This is a genomic window from Opitutus sp. GAS368, assembly GCF_900104925.1.
Lineage (GTDB): Bacteria > Verrucomicrobiota > Verrucomicrobiia > Opitutales > Opitutaceae > Lacunisphaera.
On record NZ_LT629735.1, the window covers coordinates 3,219,178 to 3,239,736 of the forward strand.

13 protein-coding genes are annotated in these 20,559 nt (G+C 67.8%); 7 read left to right on the forward strand and 6 right to left on the reverse strand.

Annotated elements, in window-relative coordinates; translation table 11 throughout:
- Positions 1 to 48 precede the first annotated feature (48 nt).
- From BLU29_RS13785 to BLU29_RS13795, 3 genes are all read left to right on the forward strand, one after another.
- The gene (locus BLU29_RS13785) at positions 49 to 7,116 is read left to right on the forward strand and encodes an Ig-like domain-containing protein (protein ID WP_091059019.1); all 7,068 of its coding nucleotides are present in this window, start codon (positions 49 to 51) and stop codon (positions 7,114 to 7,116) included.
- Between the two features lie 369 nt (positions 7,117 to 7,485).
- Positions 7,486 to 8,091: an AMP-binding protein gene (locus tag BLU29_RS13790; protein WP_157693871.1), complete on the forward strand. Its 606-nt coding sequence runs from the start codon at positions 7,486 to 7,488 to the stop codon at positions 8,089 to 8,091.
- Between the two features lie 195 nt (positions 8,092 to 8,286).
- Positions 8,287 to 8,760 (forward strand): hypothetical protein, encoded by a 474-nt coding sequence (locus tag BLU29_RS13795; RefSeq protein WP_091059023.1) that lies wholly within the window; start codon positions 8,287 to 8,289, stop codon positions 8,758 to 8,760.
- A 358-nt stretch (positions 8,761 to 9,118) separates the two neighbouring features.
- Here BLU29_RS13795 and BLU29_RS13800 read toward each other — a convergent pair whose 3' ends face one another.
- From BLU29_RS13800 to BLU29_RS13825, 6 genes are read right to left on the reverse strand one after another with little or no spacing between them, the layout of a single operon-like run.
- Positions 9,119 to 9,796 carry a response regulator transcription factor gene (locus BLU29_RS13800; protein WP_091059026.1) on the reverse strand — a complete coding sequence of 226 codons (678 nt, stop codon included), beginning with the start codon at positions 9,794 to 9,796 and terminating at the stop codon, positions 9,119 to 9,121.
- Positions 9,797 to 9,825: 29 nt separating this feature from the next.
- The gene (locus tag BLU29_RS13805; protein ID WP_172830273.1) at positions 9,826 to 11,718 is read right to left on the reverse strand and encodes a PAS domain-containing sensor histidine kinase; all 1,893 of its coding nucleotides are present in this window, start codon (positions 11,716 to 11,718) and stop codon (positions 9,826 to 9,828) included.
- Complete coding sequence (locus BLU29_RS13810; protein ID WP_157693872.1) at positions 11,708 to 12,292, reverse strand: SpoIIE family protein phosphatase; 585 nt, start codon at positions 12,290 to 12,292, stop codon at positions 11,708 to 11,710. Before BLU29_RS13810 ends, BLU29_RS13805 begins: the two co-directional genes overlap by 11 nt.
- A 7-nt stretch (positions 12,293 to 12,299) precedes the next feature.
- On the reverse strand, positions 12,300 to 12,743 hold the full coding sequence (locus tag BLU29_RS13815) for an anti-sigma regulatory factor (RefSeq protein ID WP_091059033.1): 444 nt from the start codon (positions 12,741 to 12,743) through the stop codon (positions 12,300 to 12,302).
- Positions 12,724 to 13,098 (reverse strand): STAS domain-containing protein, encoded by a 375-nt coding sequence (locus BLU29_RS13820; RefSeq protein ID WP_091059035.1) that lies wholly within the window; start codon positions 13,096 to 13,098, stop codon positions 12,724 to 12,726. The genes BLU29_RS13815 and BLU29_RS13820 overlap by 20 nt, the downstream gene beginning before the upstream one ends.
- A 12-nt stretch (positions 13,099 to 13,110) precedes the next feature.
- A complete protein-coding gene (locus BLU29_RS13825; RefSeq protein ID WP_197677716.1) occupies positions 13,111 to 14,103 on the reverse strand; it encodes an STAS domain-containing protein in 993 nt (330 codons plus the stop codon).
- Between the two features lie 361 nt (positions 14,104 to 14,464).
- On the opposite strand from BLU29_RS13825, the gene BLU29_RS18430 reads away from it, so the two are divergent.
- The 4 genes from BLU29_RS18430 to BLU29_RS13845 all read left to right on the forward strand — a co-directional run bounded on the left by BLU29_RS18430 (position 14,465) and on the right by BLU29_RS13845 (position 20,558).
- Positions 14,465 to 17,737, forward strand: coding sequence for a glycoside hydrolase family 9 protein (locus BLU29_RS18430; protein ID WP_197677717.1), 3,273 nt, complete (start codon positions 14,465 to 14,467; stop codon positions 17,735 to 17,737).
- 189 nt (positions 17,738 to 17,926) lie between these two features.
- A complete protein-coding gene (locus BLU29_RS13835; protein WP_091059038.1) occupies positions 17,927 to 19,129 on the forward strand; it encodes a glycosyltransferase family 4 protein in 1,203 nt (400 codons plus the stop codon).
- Positions 19,126 to 19,830 (forward strand): hypothetical protein, encoded by a 705-nt coding sequence (locus BLU29_RS13840; RefSeq protein WP_091059041.1) that lies wholly within the window; start codon positions 19,126 to 19,128, stop codon positions 19,828 to 19,830. Before BLU29_RS13835 ends, BLU29_RS13840 begins: the two co-directional genes overlap by 4 nt.
- On the forward strand, positions 19,827 to 20,558 hold the full coding sequence (locus BLU29_RS13845; RefSeq protein WP_197677718.1) for a sugar transferase: 732 nt from the start codon (positions 19,827 to 19,829) through the stop codon (positions 20,556 to 20,558). The genes BLU29_RS13840 and BLU29_RS13845 overlap by 4 nt, the downstream gene beginning before the upstream one ends.
- Position 20,559 lies beyond the last annotated feature (1 nt).

Sequence of the window (20,559 nt, forward strand, 5' to 3'; positions counted from 1 at the left end):
CCGGCGCCGATTATGGGGGGCGCGGGAAAAATCTAGGATGGCGGGGTTATGAAATCACTCATTCGCACGCTCCTCGCCGCCACGGTCCTCGGGTTCCTCGCCCAGGCCGCGCGTGCCGTTGAAGCCACTTGGAACTACGCGGTGCAAGTCAGCGCCGCTGTGCAGGCGTCTCCTGCCAAAATCACGCTCACCTGGCCGCAGGACACGACCGCGACGCCGACGAGCTACACCGTCTACCGCAAGGCGCCCGGCGCCACCTCTTGGGGTTCGGGCACCGTGCTCGCGGGCACCGTCCTGACCTATGCCGACACCAGCGTCGCCGTGGGCACCGTCTACGAATACCAGATCGTCAAGAACGCCGGCACGTATTCCGGCTATGGCTACATCCAGGCCGGCATCAACGTGCCGCTGGTCGAGAACCGCGGGAAAGTCGTCCTCATCGTCGACAACACCTACGCGGCCAATCTCGCGGCCGAGCTTACGCGCCTCCAGCAGGACCTCGCCGGCGACGGCTGGACCGTGCTGCGCCACGACGTCAGCCGCACCGCCACCGTCCCGAGCGTGAAGGCGCTCATCCAGGCCGACTACACCGCCGACCCGGCGAACGTGAAGGCGGTCTTCCTCTTCGGCCACGTGCCCGTGCCGTATTCCGGCCAGCTCAACCCCGACGGCCACCCCGACCACGTCGGCGCCTGGCCCGCGGACGTCTATTACGGCAACATGAGCGGCACCTGGACCGACTCCACCGTCAACTTCACGCAGACGGTCAACACCGATCCCGTCGACGCCGCCCGCCTGACCAATCTCCCGGGCGACGGCAAGTTCGACCAGACGACGATCCCCGGCACCGTCGAGCTCCAGGTCGGCCGTGTCGATCTCGCCAACATGCCCGGCCGCACCACCTGGGGCGGCCCGGCCACCTTCCTCAGCGAGCAGGAACTGCTCCGCCAGTATCTGGGCAAGGACCACAACTACCGCGCCGGTCTCATGCCCGTGCAGCGCCGCGCCATCGTCGGTGACTATTTCGGCATCCGCAGCGGCGAGGCGTTCTCGTCCAGCGCCTACGGCGCCGCGACGGCGTTCTTCGGCGCGAACAACATCACCAACCTCAACACCCAGTACAACGACCAGCAGGGCGTCTGGGTGCCCGCGCTCGCGGCCGGCAACTACCTCTTCGCCTACGGTTGCGGCGCCGGCAGCTATCTGACCATCGCCGGCCTGGGCAACTTCGACGTCAATCACAACACCAACACGGTCGAGGTCGTCACCAACAACGTCCACGGCGTGTTCAACCTCGTCTTCGGCAGCTGGCACGGCGACTGGGACCACGAGGACGACGTCATGCGTTCGCTCCTCTGCACCACGACCAACGGCCTGACGGCGGCGTGGTCGGGCCGCCCGCACTGGTTCATGCATCCCATGGGCCTCGGCGAGACCGTCGGCTACACCGCACGGCTGACGCAGAACAACACCGGACTCTACCAGAACCAGATCAACAGCTCGGCCAACCTGATCCACGTCGCGCTCATGGGCGATCCCACGCTGCGCCTGCACGTCGTCGCCCCCCCGGGCACGCTCTCCGGCACGCTCGCCGGTTCCAGCGCCGCGCTGGCCTGGACCCCCTCGCCCGACACCGTGCTCGGCTATCACGTCTACCGCGCGACCTCGGCCACCGGCCCGTTCACGCGCCTGACCAGCTCGCCCGTCACGGGCACGACATTCACGGATCCGTCCGCCCCCTCGGGTGCGACCTACATGGTCCGCGCCGTGAAACTCGAGACCTCCTCGAGCGGCACCTATAACAACGCCTCGCAGGGCGTCTTCTGGACCGTCGGCGGCGCGTCCGTCCCGGTTTCTGATACGACCCCCCCCACCGTCTCGCTGGCCGCGCCGCTCGCCGGCGCCACGGTCTCGGGCACCGCGGTTGCGGTCTCGGCCAACGCCGCCGACAACGTCGGCGTCGTCGGTGTGCAGTTCAAGCTCGACGGCAACAACCTCGGTTCCGAGGTCCTCGCCGCCCCGTTCAGCGTCACGTGGAATTCCACGCTGGCCGCCAACGGCCCGCACACGCTGAGCGCCGTCGCCCGCGACCTCGCCGGCAACACCGCCACCGCGACCACCGTGAACGTGAACGTCAGCAACACCGGCACCAGCACGACCTTCGTCTGGGTCGATGACGCCCTCCCGGCCGGCGCCTCCGGTTCCGGCACGGGTGGCGACACCTGGACCTGGGTCAGCAGCAACCCCACGCCGTTCTCCGGCACGAAGGCCCACCAGACCAACATCGCCTCCGGCCTGCACGAGCACTCGTTCAACTGGGCGAGCGCCACCATGCCGGTCGCGACCGGGGACAAGCTGTTCGCCTACATCTACCTCGATCCCGCCAACCTGCCGTCCGAAATCATGATCAGCTGGCAGGGCAACAACTGGGAGCACCGCGCCTACTGGGGCTCGAACCTCATCACTTACGGCACGAACAACACCGCCAGCCGCTTCTACGTGGGCGCGCTGCCCGCCGCCGGCCAGTGGGTGCGCCTCGAAGTCCCGGCCAGCTCGGTCGGCCTCGAGGGCCAGACCATCACCGGCATGAGCTTCTCGCTCTACAACGGTCGCGCCACCTGGGATTACATCGGCAAGGTCTCGGGCTCCGGCTCCACGCCGCCCGTCACCGACACCACCCCCCCGACCGTCTCGGTCTCCGCGCCCGCCAACGGTGCGACGGTCTCCGGTGGCAGCGTCGTCGTCACGGCCAACGCCTCCGATAATGTCGGTGTCGCCGGGGTGCAGTTCAAGCTCGACGGCGCCAACCTCGGCGCCGAGGTCACCGCCGCGCCCTACAGCTTCTCGTGGGATTCCACGCTGTCTGCCAACGGCGTGCACACGCTGAGCGCCGTCGCGCGCGACGCGGCCGGCAACACGGCCACGGCGACCAACGTCACGGTCACCGTCAGCAACGTCGTGATCGACACGACCCCGCCTACCGTCTCGATCACCGCGCCGGCCAACGGCGCCACCGTCACCGGCGGCAGCGTCATGGTCACAGCGAACGCGTCCGACAATGTCGGTGTCGCCGGGGTGCAGTTCAAGCTCGACGGCGCCAACCTCGGTGCCGAGCAAACGGTGGTCCCCTACAGCTTCTCGTGGGATTCCACGCTGTCGCTGAACGGCTCGCACACGCTGAGCGCGGTCGCGCGCGACGCGGCCGGCAACACCGCCACGGCGACCACCGTAACCGTCCTGGTCAGCAACGCCGTCACGCCGCCGCCGGCCTCGACCGCCGACGTCGTGTGGGTGGACGACGCGTTGCCCGCCGGTGCGTGGGGCAGCAGCACCGGCGGCGATGCGTGGACCTGGGTGACCAGCAACCCCGCGCCATACTCCGGCTCGGTGGCCCACCAGAGCAACCTCGCCTCCGGCATCCACGAACACTCGTTCAACGGTGCGACCGCCACGCTCGCCATCAACACCGGCGACGTGCTCTTCACCTACGTCTACCTCGATCCGGCCAATCTGCCGACCGAGCTCATGCTGAGCTTCAACGGCAACAGCTGGGAGCACCGCGCGTATTGGGGCGCCAACACGATCCTCTACGGCACCGATGGCACCGCCAGCCGCTATCGTGTCGGTAACCTGCCCGCGGCCGGCCAGTGGGTCCGTCTCGAGGTCCCCGCCAGCGTCCTCGGTCTGGAGGGTCAGACCCTCACCGGCATGAGCTTCTCGCTCGTCGGCGGCCGCGCCACCTGGGACAAGACCGGCAAGGGCGCCCCCGCGCCCGTGTCGCCCACCGTCACCGTGTCGCCGGCCACCGCCTCCGCCACCATCGGCGGCAGCAACGCCGTGCTGACGTTCGCACGCACCGGCGCGACCACCGCCGCGCTCACCGTCAACTATGTGCTCGGCGGCACCGCCGTGAAGTGGAACGACTACCGCACCACCAACGGCGACATGCCCGTCGCCGTCACCATCCCGGCCGGCGCGGCGTCGGCGACCTGCACCATCGTGGCGGTCGCCAACTCGACCAACGCCAACCCCGAGACCGCGAGCTTCACGCTCGCGGCCGACCCGACCTACACGGTCGGTTCCGCCAGCAGCGCGACGCTCACGCTTCTGGCTTCCGCGGCGACGCCGACACCCACGCCCACACCGACACCGACGCCGACACCGACGCCGACGCCCACGCCTACTCCGTCCGGCTCGTATAATGTGGCCACCATCCCGGCGTCGAATCCGACCGACTACCTCGCGCTGGAGCAGCCGCTCGTCGGCGACAACGCGCTGCGCATCGCTTCGCCCTCCGTGCTCGAGCTGCAACGCATCAACACCAAGTTGTCCACCGCGACCACGGTCGACTGCTGGGACTTCGTCAGCAGCACCAGCACGCTCACCGCGCCGGCCGCGGGCAAGTTCACCGTCACCGTCAACGGCTCGCCGGTTACGGTGACGGGCGTCGGCTTCAAGCGTCGTCCGCTCTACGCGCCGCTCGCGACCTACATGCTGCGGATCGAGAGCGATCTCTACCTCACGCTCGCCACCCCGGTGCCCAGCGGCGCCCAGGTGGTCGTGACCAATCCCGACGCCTCCCTGTGGCCGGCCACGATGACGTTCGCCGCGACGGCGCACCCGCTGCGCTACAGCCCGGCGATCCATGTCAACCAGGAGGGCTACATGCCCGCCTACGCGAAGAAGGCCGAAGTCGGCTACTACCTCGGCAGCCTCGGCGAGATGGCCATCCCGGCCTCCGCCGGCTTCCAGGTGGTCGATGCGTCCTCGGGCGCGGTCGTGTTCACGGGCTCGCTGGTCGCGCACCCCGACACCGGCTGGACTTACTCGCCGACCCCGTATCAACAGGTTTACGAAGCCGACTTCAGCGCGTTCACCACGCCCGGCCGCTACTACCTGACCGTGCCCGGCCTGGGCGCCTCGGTGCCGTTCAAGATCAATGAGGGCATCGCCATGGCCTGGGCCCGCGCCTACGCGCTCGGCCTCTACCACCAGCGCTGCGGCACGACGAACGCCATGCCGTTCACGCGCTTCGTCCACGATGCCTGCCACACCGGGCCGGCCAGCGTGCCTTCACCTGCGGCGAACTTCCCGTTCACCTGGACGACGGTCGCGAGCTATGCGAACAACATTAACACGAACAACCCGACGCAGATCGCGCCCGCGCTCACCAGCGAGTCCGCGCAGCTCTACCCGTTCGTGAACCAGGGGACGCTCGACGTCTCCGGCGGCCACCATGACGCCGGCGACTACAGCAAATACACGATCAACAGCGCCTCGCTCATCCACGAGCTGATGTTCGCCGTCGATTCGATCCCCGGCATCTCCGACCTCGACAACCTCGGCACGCCCGAGAGCGGCGACGGCATCAGCGACGTCATGCAGGAGGCGAAGTGGGAGGCCGACTTCCTCGCCAAGATGCAGGACGCCGACGGCGGCTTCTACTTCCTGGTCTACCCGATGAACCGGGAATACGAGAGCAACGTGCTCCCCGACAAGGGCGACCCGCAGGTGGTCTGGCCGAAGAACACCGCCGCCTCGGCCGCCGCCACCGCGGCGCTCGCCGAGATCGCCTCCTCGCCGAAGTTCAAGGCCGCCTATCCGACCGCCGCCGCGAACTACCTCGCCAAGGCGAAGCTCGGCTGGACGTTCCTCACCAACGCCATCGCCAAATACGGCAAGGCCGGCGCCTACCAGAAGATCACGCACTACGGCGACGACTTCACGCACGACGACGAACTCGCCTGGGCGGCCACCGCGATGTTTGTCGCGACGGGGGACCAGACGATCCATGCCACGCTCAAGTCCTGGTATGATCCGGCCAATCCCGCCACCTGGCGCTGGGGCTGGTGGCACTGCTACATGAGCTGGGGCAACGCCGTCCGCTCCTACGCCTTCGCGGCCACCAGCGGCCGCCTCCCGGCAAGCGCGCTCGACGCCACCTTCCTGGCCAAGTGCCAGGCGGAAATCCTGGCGGCCGGCGACGACGGTGTCACCTGGGCGCAGCAAAGCGCCTACGGCACCAGCTTCCCGACCGACACGAAGCACGTGAACAGCGCGGGCTGGTATTTCTCCGGCACGCAGGCGTTCGACATGGCCGTGGCGAACCAGGTCACCGCCAAGCCCGCGTATCTGGACGCGATCCTCCGCAACCTCAACTACGAGGCCGGCACCAATCCGATCAACCAGTCCTACGTCACCGGCCTCGGCCTGAAGCGCCAGCACGAGATCGTGCACCAATACGCGCAGAACGACCGCCGCGATCTGCCGCCCTCGGGCATTCCGCTGGGCAACATCCAGACCGGCCCGGTCTACACCGCGACCTACGGCACCACGCTGGCGTCGCTCGTGTTCCCGGCCGATTCCGCCGGCACCGCGCCCTATCCGTTCTACGACCGCTGGAGCGACACGTTCAACGTCACGACCGAGTTCGTGCACCTCGACACCGCGCGCAGCCTGATCGCCTACGCCTCCGTCGGCGCGCAGACCTCGCTCAAGACCCAGGCGTGGAAGCCGGTCGCCGCGACCATCACCGGCCTGACGGCCACGCTCCTCGCCGGCACGCCGGTCACCGCGACGCTCACGCCTCCGGCGGGCATCGACCTCACGGGCGCGACCATCGTGTGGGAAGCAGCCAGCCAACCGGCCCACTACGGCACGTCCTTCACCTTCACTCCCTCGGCCTATGGCCAGCAGTGGGTGGAGGCGGAGGCCACCCTGGCCGACGGTCGTCGCGTGTTCGCAGTCCAGAACTTCTTTACGGACAACGGACTGTCCAACGTCACGGTCGTCGCCACCAGCGCCACGATGAGCATCTCGAATCCGTCCATCACCGCCGCGTTCACGTTCACCCGCAGCGGGAGCACGAGCCAGGCGCTCACCGTGAACTACTCGCTCACCGGCTCCGCCGTTAAATGGAACGACTACCGCACACCGGCGGGCGACATGCCGGTCTCCATCACAATTCCCGCCGGCGCGACCTCGGCCACCCTGACCATTGTCGCCGTGGCCAACACAACCGGCGCGAACCCAGAGACCGTGGTGGTGACCGTAACGCCCGACACGACCTACAACGCCGGGTCGCCGGCCTTCGCCACCGCCACGATCACAAACTGACGGCGTTTTAATCAGGTTCCACCGAGGCGTCGATCGCGCCTCCGTCCCGGGGCGGTGTCACGAAAGTGACACCGCCCTTTTTTTTGCTTCTGGCCGCCCGGGGCCCGGTATTCACCTTCGACGACAACGGTTGGCCAAGGGGGCGGCGGGTTTTCTCCCGCCCGGGCCGGATGGACTTGGGCAAGGCCCGGCGGGAATTTCAGGCGGACACCCAGCCGCTCCGCCGGCACGGTTGACAGGCTGAAGGGTCGGTGAGCGGTGCGGCGAACCCGCCACCTCAGATGCAAACCAAGCTGCAGCCGACCGCCGTGTTGGTTGGAACCGCACGGCGAAACCAACGCAATGTGCGAAGACGTGGTGCGCCGCGGCATGCTCCATGAAATTTTCGAGGCCAGTGCCGATGCGAGCCCCGACGCCGTCGTGGTGATTTGCGGCCGCGAGGAAACCACCTACGGCGAACCGGAGGCGCAGGCCAACCGGATGGCGCGCCATCTGCGCCGGTGCGGCGTGCGACGCGGGGCGCGCGTGGGCCTGCTGCTGCCGCGGTCAGCAGGGGCTTACGCGGCGCTGCTCGGGATCCTCAAGGCCGGCGCGGCCTATGTGCACACGACGGGCTTTCTCGAGTGGGACCTGGTCGAGATCGACGACGACGTGGCGCTCAACGAGGACTGCATCTTGCAAACCCACCTCTTCGAGGACCGCGTCCTGAAAGCCGCTCGGCTGCGGATCGGGGATGGTTGTGAACTGGGCGCCTGCTCCGTCGTGCTCTACGACTCGGAAATGGAGGATGGGTCGCGGCTGGATGCGCTTTCACTGCTCATGAAGGGCGAGCGGCTCCCGTCCGGCACCGCGTGGGTGGGCAGCCCGGCGTCCCGCCATCAGGCCCGGGACAACGGATCGGGCCTGGGCAGGGAAAGTCCCATCGCTGGAGTTGGCGGGCCGCTCCTACAGGGAGATGCTCGCAAGGTGGGGTAAACACCCACTGCCGGCCCGCCGCGCCTGCGGCTAGCATGCGGCGCCTGTTAGCTAGAGTAGAGAGTAGAGAATAGAGAAGAACATGTGTGTAGGAACGGCGCCGGCACGAGCCGGCGCCGTTTCATTCCCAACCGGGACAATCCCGGTCCCGGGCCGGCCCGACGACCCGGATCAGTCCAACAACCCAACAGGAGCATGAACATGACCATGAAGCACCCGATCCGCGCGGCCGTGATTTCCGCCGTGCTGCTCACCGCCACGGCGTCCGGCATGGCGCAACTCGGCCTGGCCGTCACGGCCGGCGCCCGCCAGCCGGTCTCATCCTCGCTGATCGTGGCCTCCGCCACCGAGGCCATCCGCACCTGCGCCTATGAGGCACGCAACCAGATGGTCTTCGACCTCGAGGCGAGGCTCAAGGCCACGAACGAGGCCATGGGCGGCCTGTCCGGCGGGGTCCGGTCCCTGCCGCAGGCGCAGCAGGAGCATTTCGAGAGCACGATCCAGGAGATGAAAAGCCAGGAGCGCGCGTTGCGGCTCGGCATGCAGGCGGCCGGGCAGGCGACCGAGAAAACGTGGCCGCAGGTGCGGGCGGCGCTGGCCTTCAGCTATATCGATTACATCAGCGTGGTGACGCGGGCGGAGGGCATAGTCACCGGGCGGGACGGCTGAGCCGCCCGCCCCCCGCTACAGCGCTACAGCAGTTTAAGTTTAAATACCAATCGCCTCAAGCTACTACACTCTACACCAAGGTCGCCAAGACCGCGAAGCAGATCCTGCGTTGGGAAATATCTCTGCGTTCTTTGCGGCCTTCGTGTAAAAGCTTTGGGTGTTTGGTATAAGTAATAGCATGGCCGCAAAAAAAAGCAGGGCGGAGCGGCCCGCTCCGCCCTGCGTGGGTCAACCCGGTCTCGGCGCACCAGCCTTCGCCAAGGCTACGGCCGGCGGGCCGGGCCGGCGACGAGGGCGCAGCCTCGGCGGTGCGCCCTGCCACAGGAACTGCGATGGCTGCACTTCAGCTTGATCCGCTCTAGGCGGGCCCGAGCGCCGGCTTGGACTCGATGAGCCCCTTCGCGATGGCGTAGCGGGTGAGGCCGGCGATGTCGTGGATGTTCAGCCGGTTCATCACCTGCTGGCGGTGCTTCTCGACCGTCTTGATGCTGATGCACAGCTCGGCGGCGATCTGCTTGTTCGTCTTGCCCTCGGCGATGAGCTGCAGGACCTCGCACTCGCGCGAAGTGAGCGATTCGCCGGCTTTGCGGATCGGCTGGCCGCTCATGAAGGCCTGGCGGTAATGGTCGAGCATGCGCCGGGAGATGGCCGGGCTGAAGTAGGCGTTGCCCTGCTTCGCCTCCCGGATGGCCTTGAGCAGGTCGGTGGCGGCGGTCTGCTTGAGCAGGTAACCGATGGCCCCGGCGTCGGTCAGCTGCTCGACATATTCGTCGTCGCTGTAGGAGGAGAGCATGATGACCCGGGTGGAGGGCACCTCGCGGGTGATCTGGCGCGTGGCCTCCAGGCCGTTGAGCAGCGGCATGGCGATGTCCATGACGACGACATCGGGCAGGAATTTCTGGACCAGCTGCACGGCCTGCCGGCCGTTGTCCGCCTCGCCGACGACCTCCATGTCGGGTTCGGCGGCCAGCAGGGCGCGCAGGCCCTGACGCAAGACGGTGTGATCATCGGCGAGCAATACGGTGGTTTTTTGCATGGGAGTGGCTGGGTTGAAGGTTGACCGGGTCACCGGGATTGGACCGGCGCGAAGGGGATTATGATCCGGAGGGCGGTGCCCTGGCCGGGGGTGGATTCCACGGCAAACTCGCCATTGACGAGCCGCACGCGCTCGGCGATCCCGAGCAGGCCCAGCCGGTTGGTGGCGGCGTCGGGGGCGAACCCCCGGCCGTCGTCCCGGACCTCCAGCTGCACCCGTTGCGGCAGCTCGGTGAGGGTCACCGTCACCTGCCGGGCCTGGGCGTGCTTGGCGGTGTTGTTCAGGCCCTCCTGCACCACGCGGTAGACCAAGGTCTTGCGCTCCGCATCCAGCCGCGCGACGCCTTCGGCCCCTTCCGCGGCAAGGCGGACGGCGATGCCGGTGCGCTCGGTGAAGCTCTTAAGGTAGGATCGCAGGGCAGGCAGCAGGCCAAGGTCATCGAGCATGGCCGGGCGCAGCTCGCGGGAAAACCGGTGCACGGTCTCCATGGTCTGCTCGAGGAGCTGTCGCGTGTCGGCGATGCGCTGGGTGACTTCCGGCGGGGCCTCGGCCAGCGACTTTTGCATGACCGCCAGGTTGACGTTGATGGCGGTGAGCGCTTGCCCGACCTCATCGTGCAGGTCGCGGCTGATGCGTGTGCGCTCCTGCTCCTGGACTTCGAGGATGCGGTCGGAGAGCCGCCGGAGGTTCTCCTGCATCTGGTAGGCCTGGTGGAAGAGCTCCCGGTAATGCTCCTCGCTGTGCAGGACCGCCTCCTCGGTGCGCTTGCGCTCCGTGATGTCGCGCCCGGTGGCGACGATGAGATGCTGGCTGGGCAGGGTGGTGGCGTTCCACAGGGTCCACTTGATGGAGCCGTCCTTGCAGGGGCAGCGCATCTCGAAGGCGGTGATATCCTGCCCCTGCTGCAGGCGGATCAGCTCCTGCATGACCCCGGCGCGGTCGTCGGGGTGCACGAATTCCAGGTAGGGGCGGCTGAGCAATTCCTCGGTGGCGAAGCCGAGAGTCCGCTCCCAGGCCGGGTTCACGCGCTTGAGGTAGCCGTCGTAGCCGGCGAGGCAGTGCATGTCGAGCGAGCGGTTGAAGAACCGGTCGAGCTGCTCCTCGGCGTGCTTGCGCTCGGTGATATCGCGGCCGATGCCGAAGAATCCGATGATGACGCCATCCTTGCGCTGCGGGGCGATGGTGAATTCCCCCATAGCGTAGTCGCCCCCGGCCTTGCGCATGCGATACTCGCGCCGCCGGGGTTCGGCGGTTCCTTGCATGATCGCATGAAATCGCTCCAAGGCCACCGGCCGGTCCTCCGGGTGCAACAGCGGGGCAAAGGGCTGGCCGAGCCAGTCGGCGCGGGGCCAGCCGGTGAGCGCCTCGAACGCCGGATTGAGCGCTGCGATGCGGCCGTCGGTCGTCAGCATGAAGATGACATCGTTGGCCGACTCGATGAGGACGCGATACCGGTCCTGCGATGCCCGCAGCTCGGTGGCGGCCCGCTGCTGCTCGGTCATGTCCCGCGTGAGGACGATGGCGTGGGGCCGGCCATCGTCGCTGCGGTAGGGGTAGAGGCTGACCTCGAAGTCGCGCAGCCCGGTGCGCGGAAACTCGAAGCGCCCCTGGTAGTGGACCTCCTCGCCCGCGAGGCATTTTTCCAGCTGGGGCCGGAGATGGGTCCGGTAGACTTCCGCGCCCCAGAGTTCGGCCACCGTGTGTCCGATGATCCGCTCGCGGGGCCGACCGTGGGCCTGGCAGTAGGCGTCGTTGACCGCCAGGTAGGCATGGTCGGAATCAATCAGCGTGAAATAGTCGGTCGGGAGGTTCACGATCGTCTCGAAGCGTTGCCGCAGTTCGACCAGGTGGGCATACTCGTCGGGGACGGGCGGGGCTCCGACGTTATCCGGGGGCGCGAGCTTGGTGACACTAGGCGGCATGGTTCGTTTCATTGATCCGGGCGACCAGGACGAGGGCGTCGTCGGTGCCCTTGTAGTATTTTTGCAGGATATGGTCGGCGATCCGCTGCGGCGGGCCCTTGACCGGCACGTCGTGCTCGTAGTCCGGGCGGATGCCGTCGCTGACCATGATCAGCACGTCGCCCGGGTTGACCGGAATGACGTTGGCGTAAAGCACGGGCAGCTGGGAGCCCACCGTGCCGCCGCGCAGCAGGGCGCTCTCGGGCGTGGTGAAGCCGGCCTCCACCCGGAAAAGCCGGGCCTCCACGTTGCCGACGCCGCACCACGTGATGGTGCGATCGTCGAGGTCGAGGGCGACCAGGGTCATCACCACCCCGCGCGTCAGGGCGAGGGCGGCGTGGCAGCGCTTGGTGAGGGCGTGGACGGAGTCGCCCGGTTGCTGAAGGAGGGCATCCACCGCAATGGCCGCCGCCCGCCCGGCCTCGGGCCCGTGGCCGATCCCGTCGACCACGGCCAGCAGCACGCCGCGCCCGTGCGGCTGCACCAGGTGCCGGTCGCCGGAGACGGTCTGCCCGGGCGTGGCTTTCTGCGCCACCGCCCAGTCAACCGGGTGGGTTAAGCTTGTTGGTTTCATTCTTGAGCCATTTGCGCATGACCACCTTCGTGCCTTCGCCGACCTTGGACGTGATCTCAAAGTCATCCATGAGCCACTTCGCGCCCGGCAGGCCGACCCCGAGGCCGCGGCGGGTGGAGTAGCCGTATTGCATGGCGACGCCGATGTCGGGGATGCCCGGGCCCTGGTCCTGGGCGATGACCTGCAGGCCGCGGTGGTTGCCATGCTGCACCTGGGAAAACAGGACTTCGCCGCGTTTGGCGTGATCGAGGATGTTGCGCGCTATCTCGGAGATGGCCGCGGCCACGAGGGTGACCTCCGCGCCCGAGAAGCCCAGGCTCAGCGCCAGCTCGCGCCCCTGCTGGCGGGCGGTGACGATGTCGATCGTCGACCGCACCTCCACCCGGGCTTCATTATTTGGCGGGTTTGGCATGTTGCTTGGCCTTCTCATTCAGGAACGCCAGCCCCTCCTCGAGGTCGAGGGCCGTGCCAACCCCCTCGAGGGTCAGGCCCAGCTGCACCATGGCAAAAGCAACTTCGGGCTGGATGCCCACGATCACCGTCTCGGCGCCGCGCAGCTGCAGCATGTGCGCCATGGCGCGCAACGTGCGCGTGGCGAACGAGTCGATCACGTCGAGCACGGTCACGTCGATGATGACGCCGCGCGCGCGGTATTGGCCGACGCGGTCGGCGAGGTCGTCGCGCAGCTGCAGCATGTCGGCGTCGGAGAGCACCGACTGGATGCTGGCGATCAGGTAGCTGCCCTGTTTGAGAATCGGGACTTGCATGGCCCGAGCGGGTTACTTGTCGTCTTCGATTTCCCCGGCGACGGCGTCGACGGTCTTGACCTTGTAGCCGAGCATCTTCTCGGCGAGCTCGATGCCGCCCTGCAGATCGCCGACGGCGTTCATCTTGCTCAGGTCCACGCCGATGGTCACGAGGGTCTGCGCGATTTCGGAGGAAAGGCCGGTGATGATGACGCCGGCGCCCATGAGACGGGAGGCTTCCACCGTTTGCACCAAGTGGTTGGCCACGGTGGAGTCGATCGTCGGCACGCCGGTGATGTCGACGACGACGACCTTGGCGCGGTTGTTGCGGATGCCGCGGAGCAGCTGCTCGGTGAGCTGCCGGGCGCGCTGGGAGTCGATGACGCCGACCATCGGGAGAATGAGCAGCCGCTCGCGCACCTGGAGCACGGGGGTGGAGAGCTCGCGGATGGCCTCCTGTTGCTGGCGGATGATGCGCACGTTCTCCTGCACGAAGGAGACGGCCACGGTGTTCGCGATGCGGTTGGCGGCCGGTTCGTAGGCGTCCAGCACGCGGTTGAGCAGGTCGAAGTCGTGCTGGTATTTCTTGAACAGTGAGCGGGCGAGCACGTCGCGCAGCAGCAGCACGATGCCGATGACCTCGTCCGTCTCGACGCCGCGGGGGATGATGCGCTCGGACAGGTTGCGGGCGTAGGCCTGGAGGGCGTCGACACTGCCGGTTTCCAGCACCTCGACGTAGTTGTCATACACGGAGGTGACCTCGGAGAAGATTTCCTCCTTGCTCATCGCCGAGAGCAGCTTGGCGTCGAGAATGTTGCGGGCCCAGACCTCGCGCAGCTGGGTGCGGTTTTCGCGCAGGTGCGAGACGAGTTCGCGCAGCAGGGGGTCGCTGTAGTTGACGGTCGGCTGCAGCTTGACCTGCGGCACGGTGCTGGTGTCGGCGGGGGCGGCAGGCATGTGCTTGGTTATTTCAGCACGGCGCTGCGACTTGGGCCGGTTGGCGAGGGGGTCCGGGTTGCCCTTCATGTGGGTGGTTCCTGTTAGTCCTGGTTGAGGAGCTTATGAGATTTGCCTGAGCAGACCCGCTCCGACTTGGGCCGGCCGAGCCTATAAAGCCAGAGTAGTCGGTGTTTGCCCAGTAGGTGGATACCCCATCCGGGGCGGGCAAAAGACCCAGAGTCCGGCCCCGGGCCGGCCCCTCTTGGCCCGGGCGTAAAAAGGCATCCGGTATCGGCTCAAGGAGAAGTCGGGACATACTCCATCGCGGCATTCCCCCAAGTGGGCTTAAGTGGGCTAAATGAGAAAACATCGCTTCCAATACCGCTTCCGACCCCGGGGGCTTTGCGGTCTGTTTTTGTCCGGGTTTGTCTTGCTGGTGTCGGGGCTGATGGGCCCGCCTACGGGCCTCCGGCTGGGGGCACAATCCGTCTCACCCGGCCAGTTGCTGCTGGCGCCGCCCGGTGCGGGGGATCATGCGCTGCGCATCCTGACCCCCAATGTGCTCGAACTGGAACTGGACCAGGTCAAGGCCCCCGATCCCGCGACGCTGGCGCTGTGGAATTTCGCCGGCCCCGGGTCGCAGATGGTGGCGTTGGGCCTGCCCCAACTCGCCGTGACCGTGAATGGCAGCCCGGTCGCCGTGCAGGCGCTGGGCTTCAAGCGCCGGGTGGCCTATGCGCCGCTGGTCCGGCGGGACCTGCGGGTGGCCAGCTACCTGTATGTGCAGATCGCGGGCGGCATCGCGGACAACCAGAGCGTGGCGGTGAGCAATCCGGACGGCCAGCTCTGGTCGCCGACGATCACCTTCACGGCCCCGGCGGATCCGCTCCGGTTCAATCCGGCCATCCATGTGAACGAGGAAGGCTATCTGCCCTCGTTCCCGAAGCGGGTGATGGTCGGCTATTACCTCGGCAGCCTCGGCGAAATGCCGGTCCCGACGGGCGGCGGGTTCTCCGTGGTGGACGCGAACAGCGGGCAGGGCGTCTTCTCCGGCACGCTCCGGCAGCGTTCCGACGTGGGCTATCTTTACAGCCCGGTGCCCTACCAGGTGGTCTATGAGGCGGATTTCAGCGCGTTCACCACGCCCGGCACCTACCGGCTGGTCGTGCCCGGCATGGGGGCTTCGCTGCCGTTCCGCCTCGACGACGGCATTGCCATGAATTTCGCGCGGGCGTATGCCCTCGGCCTCTACCACCAGCGCTGCGGGACGGACAATTCGCTGCCGTTCACGCGCTTCACGCACGCCGCGTGCCACACGGCGCCCGCCAGCGTGCCTTCGCCCGCGGCGAATTTCCCCTTCACCTGGACTACGGTCGCCTCCTACGCCAACACGATCAACACGAACAACCCGGCCCAGGTCGCGCCGCGCCTCACCGGCGAATCCGCGCAGCTGTATCCGTTCGTCAACCAGGGGGCGATCGACGTCTCCGGGGGCCACCATGACGCCGGCGACTACAGCAAATACACGACCAACAGCGCCGCGCTGATCCATATCCTGGTCTTCGCGGTGGATTCGCTCCCGGGCGTCGCCGCCCTCGACAACCTCGGCCTGCCCGAGAGCGGCGACGGCGTGCCCGATCTCCTGCAGGAAGCCAAATGGGAGGCGGATTTCCTGGCCAAGATGCAGGATGCCGACGGCGGCTTCTACTTCCTCGTCTACCCGAAGAACCGCGAATACGAGAGCGACGTGCTGCCCGACCAGGGCGACTCGCAGGTGGTCTGGCCGAAGAACACCGCGGCCACCGCCGCCGCCGTGGCCGCGCTGGCGCAGGCCGCCTCCTCGCCCCGGCTCAAACAGGCCTACCCGGCCGCCGCCGCGAACTACCTCGCGAAGGCGAAGCTCGGCTGGCAGTTCCTCGCCAGCGCCATTGCCAAATACGGCAAGGCCGGCGCCTACCAGAAGATCACGCACTACGGCGACCTCTTCACCCACGACGACGAACTGGCCTGGGCCGCGACGGAGATGTTCCTCGCCACCGGCGACGAAACCTATCACCAGACGCTGAAGTCGTGGTTCGATCCCGCCGACCCCGCCACCTGGCGCTGGGGCTGGCAGCACATGAGCGAAAGCTATGGCAACGCGATCCGCAGCTACGCCTTCGCCGTGCGCAGCGGCCGGCTGACCGCCGACCGGCTGGACGCCACGTTCCTGCAGAAATGCCAGCAGCAGATCGAGAGCGCCGGTCGCGACGCGCTCAAATGGTCGGGCCAGAGCGCCTACGGCACCAGCTTCCCCGAGGAGACCAAGCATGTGCTGGGCGGCGGCTGGTATTTCTCGCTCGACCAGGCCTTCGATCTCATCGTGGCGGACCAGCTCGATTATCCCTCCGGCAGCGATCCGCGGCCCCAGTTCATCGACGCGTTCCTGGCCAACCTGAACTACGAGGGCGGCACCAATCCCGTTAACATCTCCTATGTCACCGGCCTCGGGCTCAAGCGGCAGCGCGAGATCGTGCACCAATATGCACAGAACGACCGGCGCGTGCTGCCGCCCTCCGGCCTGCCGCTGGGCAACATCCAGACCGGCCTGCCGTATCTGAGTCTTTACGGGTCGGAACTGGGCGCGCTTTCCTTTCCGACCGACGGCGGGTCCGTGGCGCCGTATCCCTATTACGACCGCTGGTCGGACACCTACAATGTCTCGACGGAATTCGTCGTCGTGAACCAGGCCCGGGCGCTCGCCGGCCTGGCCTTCCTGGCGGCGCAGACCTCGCTGAGCAGCCAGGCCTGGCGTTCCGCCACGGCCCAGATCTCCGGGCTGCCGGCCAGCACGCCGGTCGGCTCGTCGGTCACCGCCCAATTCCAAGCCCCGGCCGGTTTCGATCCGTCCGCGGCCAAGGTGGTCTGGGAGGCGCAGGACCAGCAGCCGGCCTCGGGCAATTCCTTCACCTTCACGCCGGTCTCCAATGGCAGCCAGTGGGTGGAGGCCGAGGCCTCCTGGCCGGATGGCCGGCGCGTCTTCGTCGCGCAAAATTTCAACGCGGCCAACGGCCTGCCCAACATCACCGTCACCGCCCCGGTGACGCTGGCCACCGTGGCCGATTCCGGCCAGGGAACCTTTGTGTTTCGCCGCACGGGCGATGTTTCCGCCGCGCTGACCGTGAACTTTGACCTGCTCGGCACCGCGACCAAGTGGAACGACTACCGCCGGCCCCAGGGCGATATGCCCGTCAACGTGACCTTCCCCGCGGGCGCCGACACGGTCTCCCTGGTGATCGTGCCCGTGGCGGCGAGCCTGGCCGGCCAGACCAAGGTCGTGACACTCGCACTGAAGTCGACCTCCGCTTACAACGCCAATACACCCGCTTCGGCCAGCATCACGCTCGTGGGCGAGGGCAGTTCGGCTCCACCGCCGACAACCAGCCCGCCGCCGCCGACAACGAATCCGCCGCCGACAACGAATCCGCCCCCGACGACCAATCCTCCTCCTCCGACCACTCCACCACCGCCCACGGATAATCCGCCGCCGACAACCAGCCCGCCGCCGCCGCAGACCACACCACCGCCGACGACCACACCGCCGCCGACGATGAATCCGCCGCCCGTGTCCAATCCTACTCCGGCCGCTCCGGCCGGCGGCGGGGGTGCCATCGAGAACTGGTTTGTCGCCGCCTTGCTCGGCCTGTGGCTGTTGCGCCTGCGATGCCGCGGGCGGGCGTGACCGGGGGCAGGGCAAAAAAAGTGCGAATCCGCGCCGGGGTTGGAACGCTACTTCGCGCCCGTTTCGTGTCCGGCAACCGGGGTAACGGGTGGGTGTGAGGGACAGGCTTTGTGGGTCTTTACCCACTGGGGAGCAAGGGCTCAGGAGTGTAACCTGATTGTCACTCGCTCAGCCGCGAACTTCTCCGTGATGAAACTGCTCTTCGTGCATGACCGCCTCGGTGCGCAAGCCGGCGCCGAATCCAACCTCCGGCACACCGCCGCCGAATTGCAGCGGCGGGGGCACATGGTGGCACTGGCGCATGGCCCTGGCACGGGGCAGGGCGAGGCGGATTGGCGGCTGCTTTTTGCGGAGCGCTACGATCTGAGCGCGGGTGATCCGGTCGGGACCATCGGGACCGCCCTGGAAATGTTCCGCCCCGACCTGGTCTACCTGCACAATCCTCCCGGCCTGGCGGTGGTCGAGGCGCTCGCGGAGGTGGCGCTGCCGGTGGTGCGCATGGTGCACGATCACCAGCTTTTCTGTCTGCGCGGCTGCAAATACCCCGCGTGGAGCCGGCGGCCCTGCGCCCGGGCGCTGTCACCGTTCTGCGTGTTTCCCTGCGGCGGCTTCGTGCGCCGGGCCGCCTCGGGCGACCGGTCGCTCGAATGGGCCAGCTACGCCGCGAAAAAACGCGAGCTGGAACTGCACCGCGAATTTTACCGGCTGGTCGTGGCCAGCGAGTACATGCGCGCCGAGCTGCGGCGCAACGGCTTCGCCCCGGAACAGATCGAGATCCATGCTCCGGTGCCGCCGCCGGCGGTGGCGGCCGCCCCGCTGCCCGTCTTCGGCCCGCGCAACCTGATCGTCTATGCCGGCCAGATCGCGCGGGGCAAGGGCGTCGACGTCCTGCTCGAGTCCCTGGCCATGGTGCGCTGGCCGTTCGAGTGCGTCATCCTCGGTGACGGCCATCACCGGGCGCATTGCGAGGAGCTGAGCCGGCGGCTGGGGCTCGCGGACCGCGTCCGTTTCCTCGGCTACGTGCCGCAGGCGGAACTCGCGCACTACTACCGCGAGGCGACGCTGGCCCTGGTCAGCTCGGTGTGGCCGGAACCCTTCGGGGCGGCCGGCCTCGAAGCCATGCGCTGCGGGCTGCCGGTGGTCGCCTTCGATGTGGGCGGCATCAGCGAATGGCTGCTCGACGGGGTCAACGGCCTGCTCGTGCCGTGGATGAACCGGACGGGCTTCGCCCTCGGGGTCGAGATGCTGCTCGCGGACAAGGCGCTGGCGCGGCGGCTCGGCGCGCGCGGGCGCGTGCTGGCGGGGGAAAGGTTTGATTTCGACCGTTACGTCAGCGGCCTCGAGGCGCTTTTCGCCCGGGCGACCGCGCCGGACAGCGAGGTGCTGGCATGAACGGATTCCACAAGTCCAAGCTCGTGGCGATCGCCGGCGGCAGCGGCGCGGGCAAGAGCTGGCTGGCCGGCCAGCTGCACAATCTGCTCGGGGAAAAGGCCGGGCGCCTCTCCCTGGACAGCTTCTACCGCGACTGGTCGCACCTGCCGCCGTCGCGGCGGGATCGGGTGAATTTCGACGACCCGCAGGCGATCGAGTGGCCGCTGGTTGAGCGCGCCTTGCAAAACTGCAAGGCCGGCCGGGCGCTCAACGTGCCGCGCTATGATTTCAGCACCCATTGCCGCACGAACGGCCTGGAAGCCAAGCACCCGCGCCCGGTGATGCTCGTCGAGGGTCTGTGGCTGCTGCGGCGCCCCGCGGTCCGCCGCGCGTTCGACCTGAAGATCTTCATCGACTGCCCGGAGAAGCTCCGCCTGCAGCGCCGGCTGGCGCGCGACAAGGCGGAGCGCGGCCGCAGCGCGCCGGGCGTCCGCCGGCAGTTCAAGGCCACGGTGGCGCCGATGCACCGGCGCCACGTCGCCCCGCAGGCGCGCTGGGCGGACGTGGTGCTGCACCAGCCCTACAGCGACGCGGATATCCGCCAGCTGCACGAGTCGCTCTGGCTGCTTCTGCACAGCGGTTCGCTGCTCCCCGCGTGGATGCGGGAGACTTTTCGCGCGGAACTGACCGCGCTGCTCAAAACCAAGGAGAAACCAGCATGATCCCGACCAACCCAAACCTCATGATGATCGAACGCCGCTGCCTCGCCGCCGCCAGCCCCTGGGGCCGCGCGGTCCTGGCCCTGCATGTCGCCCTCGAGCGCCGGTTGTGGCGCGTGCTTATGGCCGGCGACGAACTCGGCAAGCGGGCCTTCGACGCCGCCGCCAGTTGCGCGGCGCTCGTCCTGATCAGCCCGCTGTGGGCCCTGATCGCCCTGTTGATCAAGCTGGAGGATGGCGGCCCCGTCATCTTCGCCCAGACGCGCGTCGGCAAGCACGGCCGCGAGTTCAAGATGTATAAGTTCCGCTCGATGCGGCCCGACGCCGAGCAACGCCTGCGCGAGCTGCTGGCCAAGAACCAGCACCGGGACGGCGTGACCTTCAAGATCAAGGACGATCCCCGCATCACCCGCGTCGGCCGCTGGCTGCGGAAGTTCTCCTTCGACGAGCTGCCGCAGTTCTACAACGTGCTGATCGGCGACATGTCCATCGTCGGCCCGCGCCCGCCGGTGCCCCGCGAGGTGGCGCTCTACTCGCTGGCCGACCGCCGCCGGCTGGCGATCAAGCCCGGCATCACGTGCATCTGGCAGATTTCCGGCCGGGCCCAGATCGACTTCCACGGCCAGGTCGAGCTGGACGTCCGCTACATCGAAACGCGCACTTTCTGGAGCGACCTGCGCATCATCCTCAAGACCGTGCCCGCGGTCCTCTCGGGCACCGGGGCCTATTGAC

Bases quoted from the DNA above. Each gene is read 5' to 3' on its own strand.
- BLU29_RS13785 (WP_091059019.1), top strand. From the start codon at position 49: ATGAAATCACTCATTCGCACGCTCCTCGCCGCCACGGTCCTCGGGTTC.
- BLU29_RS13790 (WP_157693871.1), top strand. From the start codon at position 7,486: ATGCTCCATGAAATTTTCGAGGCCAGTGCCGATGCGAGCCCCGACGCC.
- BLU29_RS13795 (WP_091059023.1), top strand. From the start codon at position 8,287: ATGAACATGACCATGAAGCACCCGATCCGCGCGGCCGTGATTTCCGCC.
- BLU29_RS13800 (WP_091059026.1), bottom strand. From the start codon at position 9,796: ATGCAAAAAACCACCGTATTGCTCGCCGATGATCACACCGTCTTGCGT.
- BLU29_RS13805 (WP_172830273.1), bottom strand. From the start codon at position 11,718: ATGCCGCCTAGTGTCACCAAGCTCGCGCCCCCGGATAACGTCGGAGCC.
- BLU29_RS13815 (WP_091059033.1), bottom strand. From the start codon at position 12,743: ATGCCAAACCCGCCAAATAATGAAGCCCGGGTGGAGGTGCGGTCGACG.
- BLU29_RS13820 (WP_091059035.1), bottom strand. From the start codon at position 13,098: ATGCAAGTCCCGATTCTCAAACAGGGCAGCTACCTGATCGCCAGCATC.
- BLU29_RS13825 (WP_197677716.1), bottom strand. From the start codon at position 14,103: ATGAAGGGCAACCCGGACCCCCTCGCCAACCGGCCCAAGTCGCAGCGC.
- BLU29_RS18430 (WP_197677717.1), top strand. From the start codon at position 14,465: ATGGGCCCGCCTACGGGCCTCCGGCTGGGGGCACAATCCGTCTCACCC.
- BLU29_RS13835 (WP_091059038.1), top strand. From the start codon at position 17,927: ATGAAACTGCTCTTCGTGCATGACCGCCTCGGTGCGCAAGCCGGCGCC.
- BLU29_RS13840 (WP_091059041.1), top strand. From the start codon at position 19,126: ATGAACGGATTCCACAAGTCCAAGCTCGTGGCGATCGCCGGCGGCAGC.
- BLU29_RS13845 (WP_197677718.1), top strand. From the start codon at position 19,827: ATGATCCCGACCAACCCAAACCTCATGATGATCGAACGCCGCTGCCTC.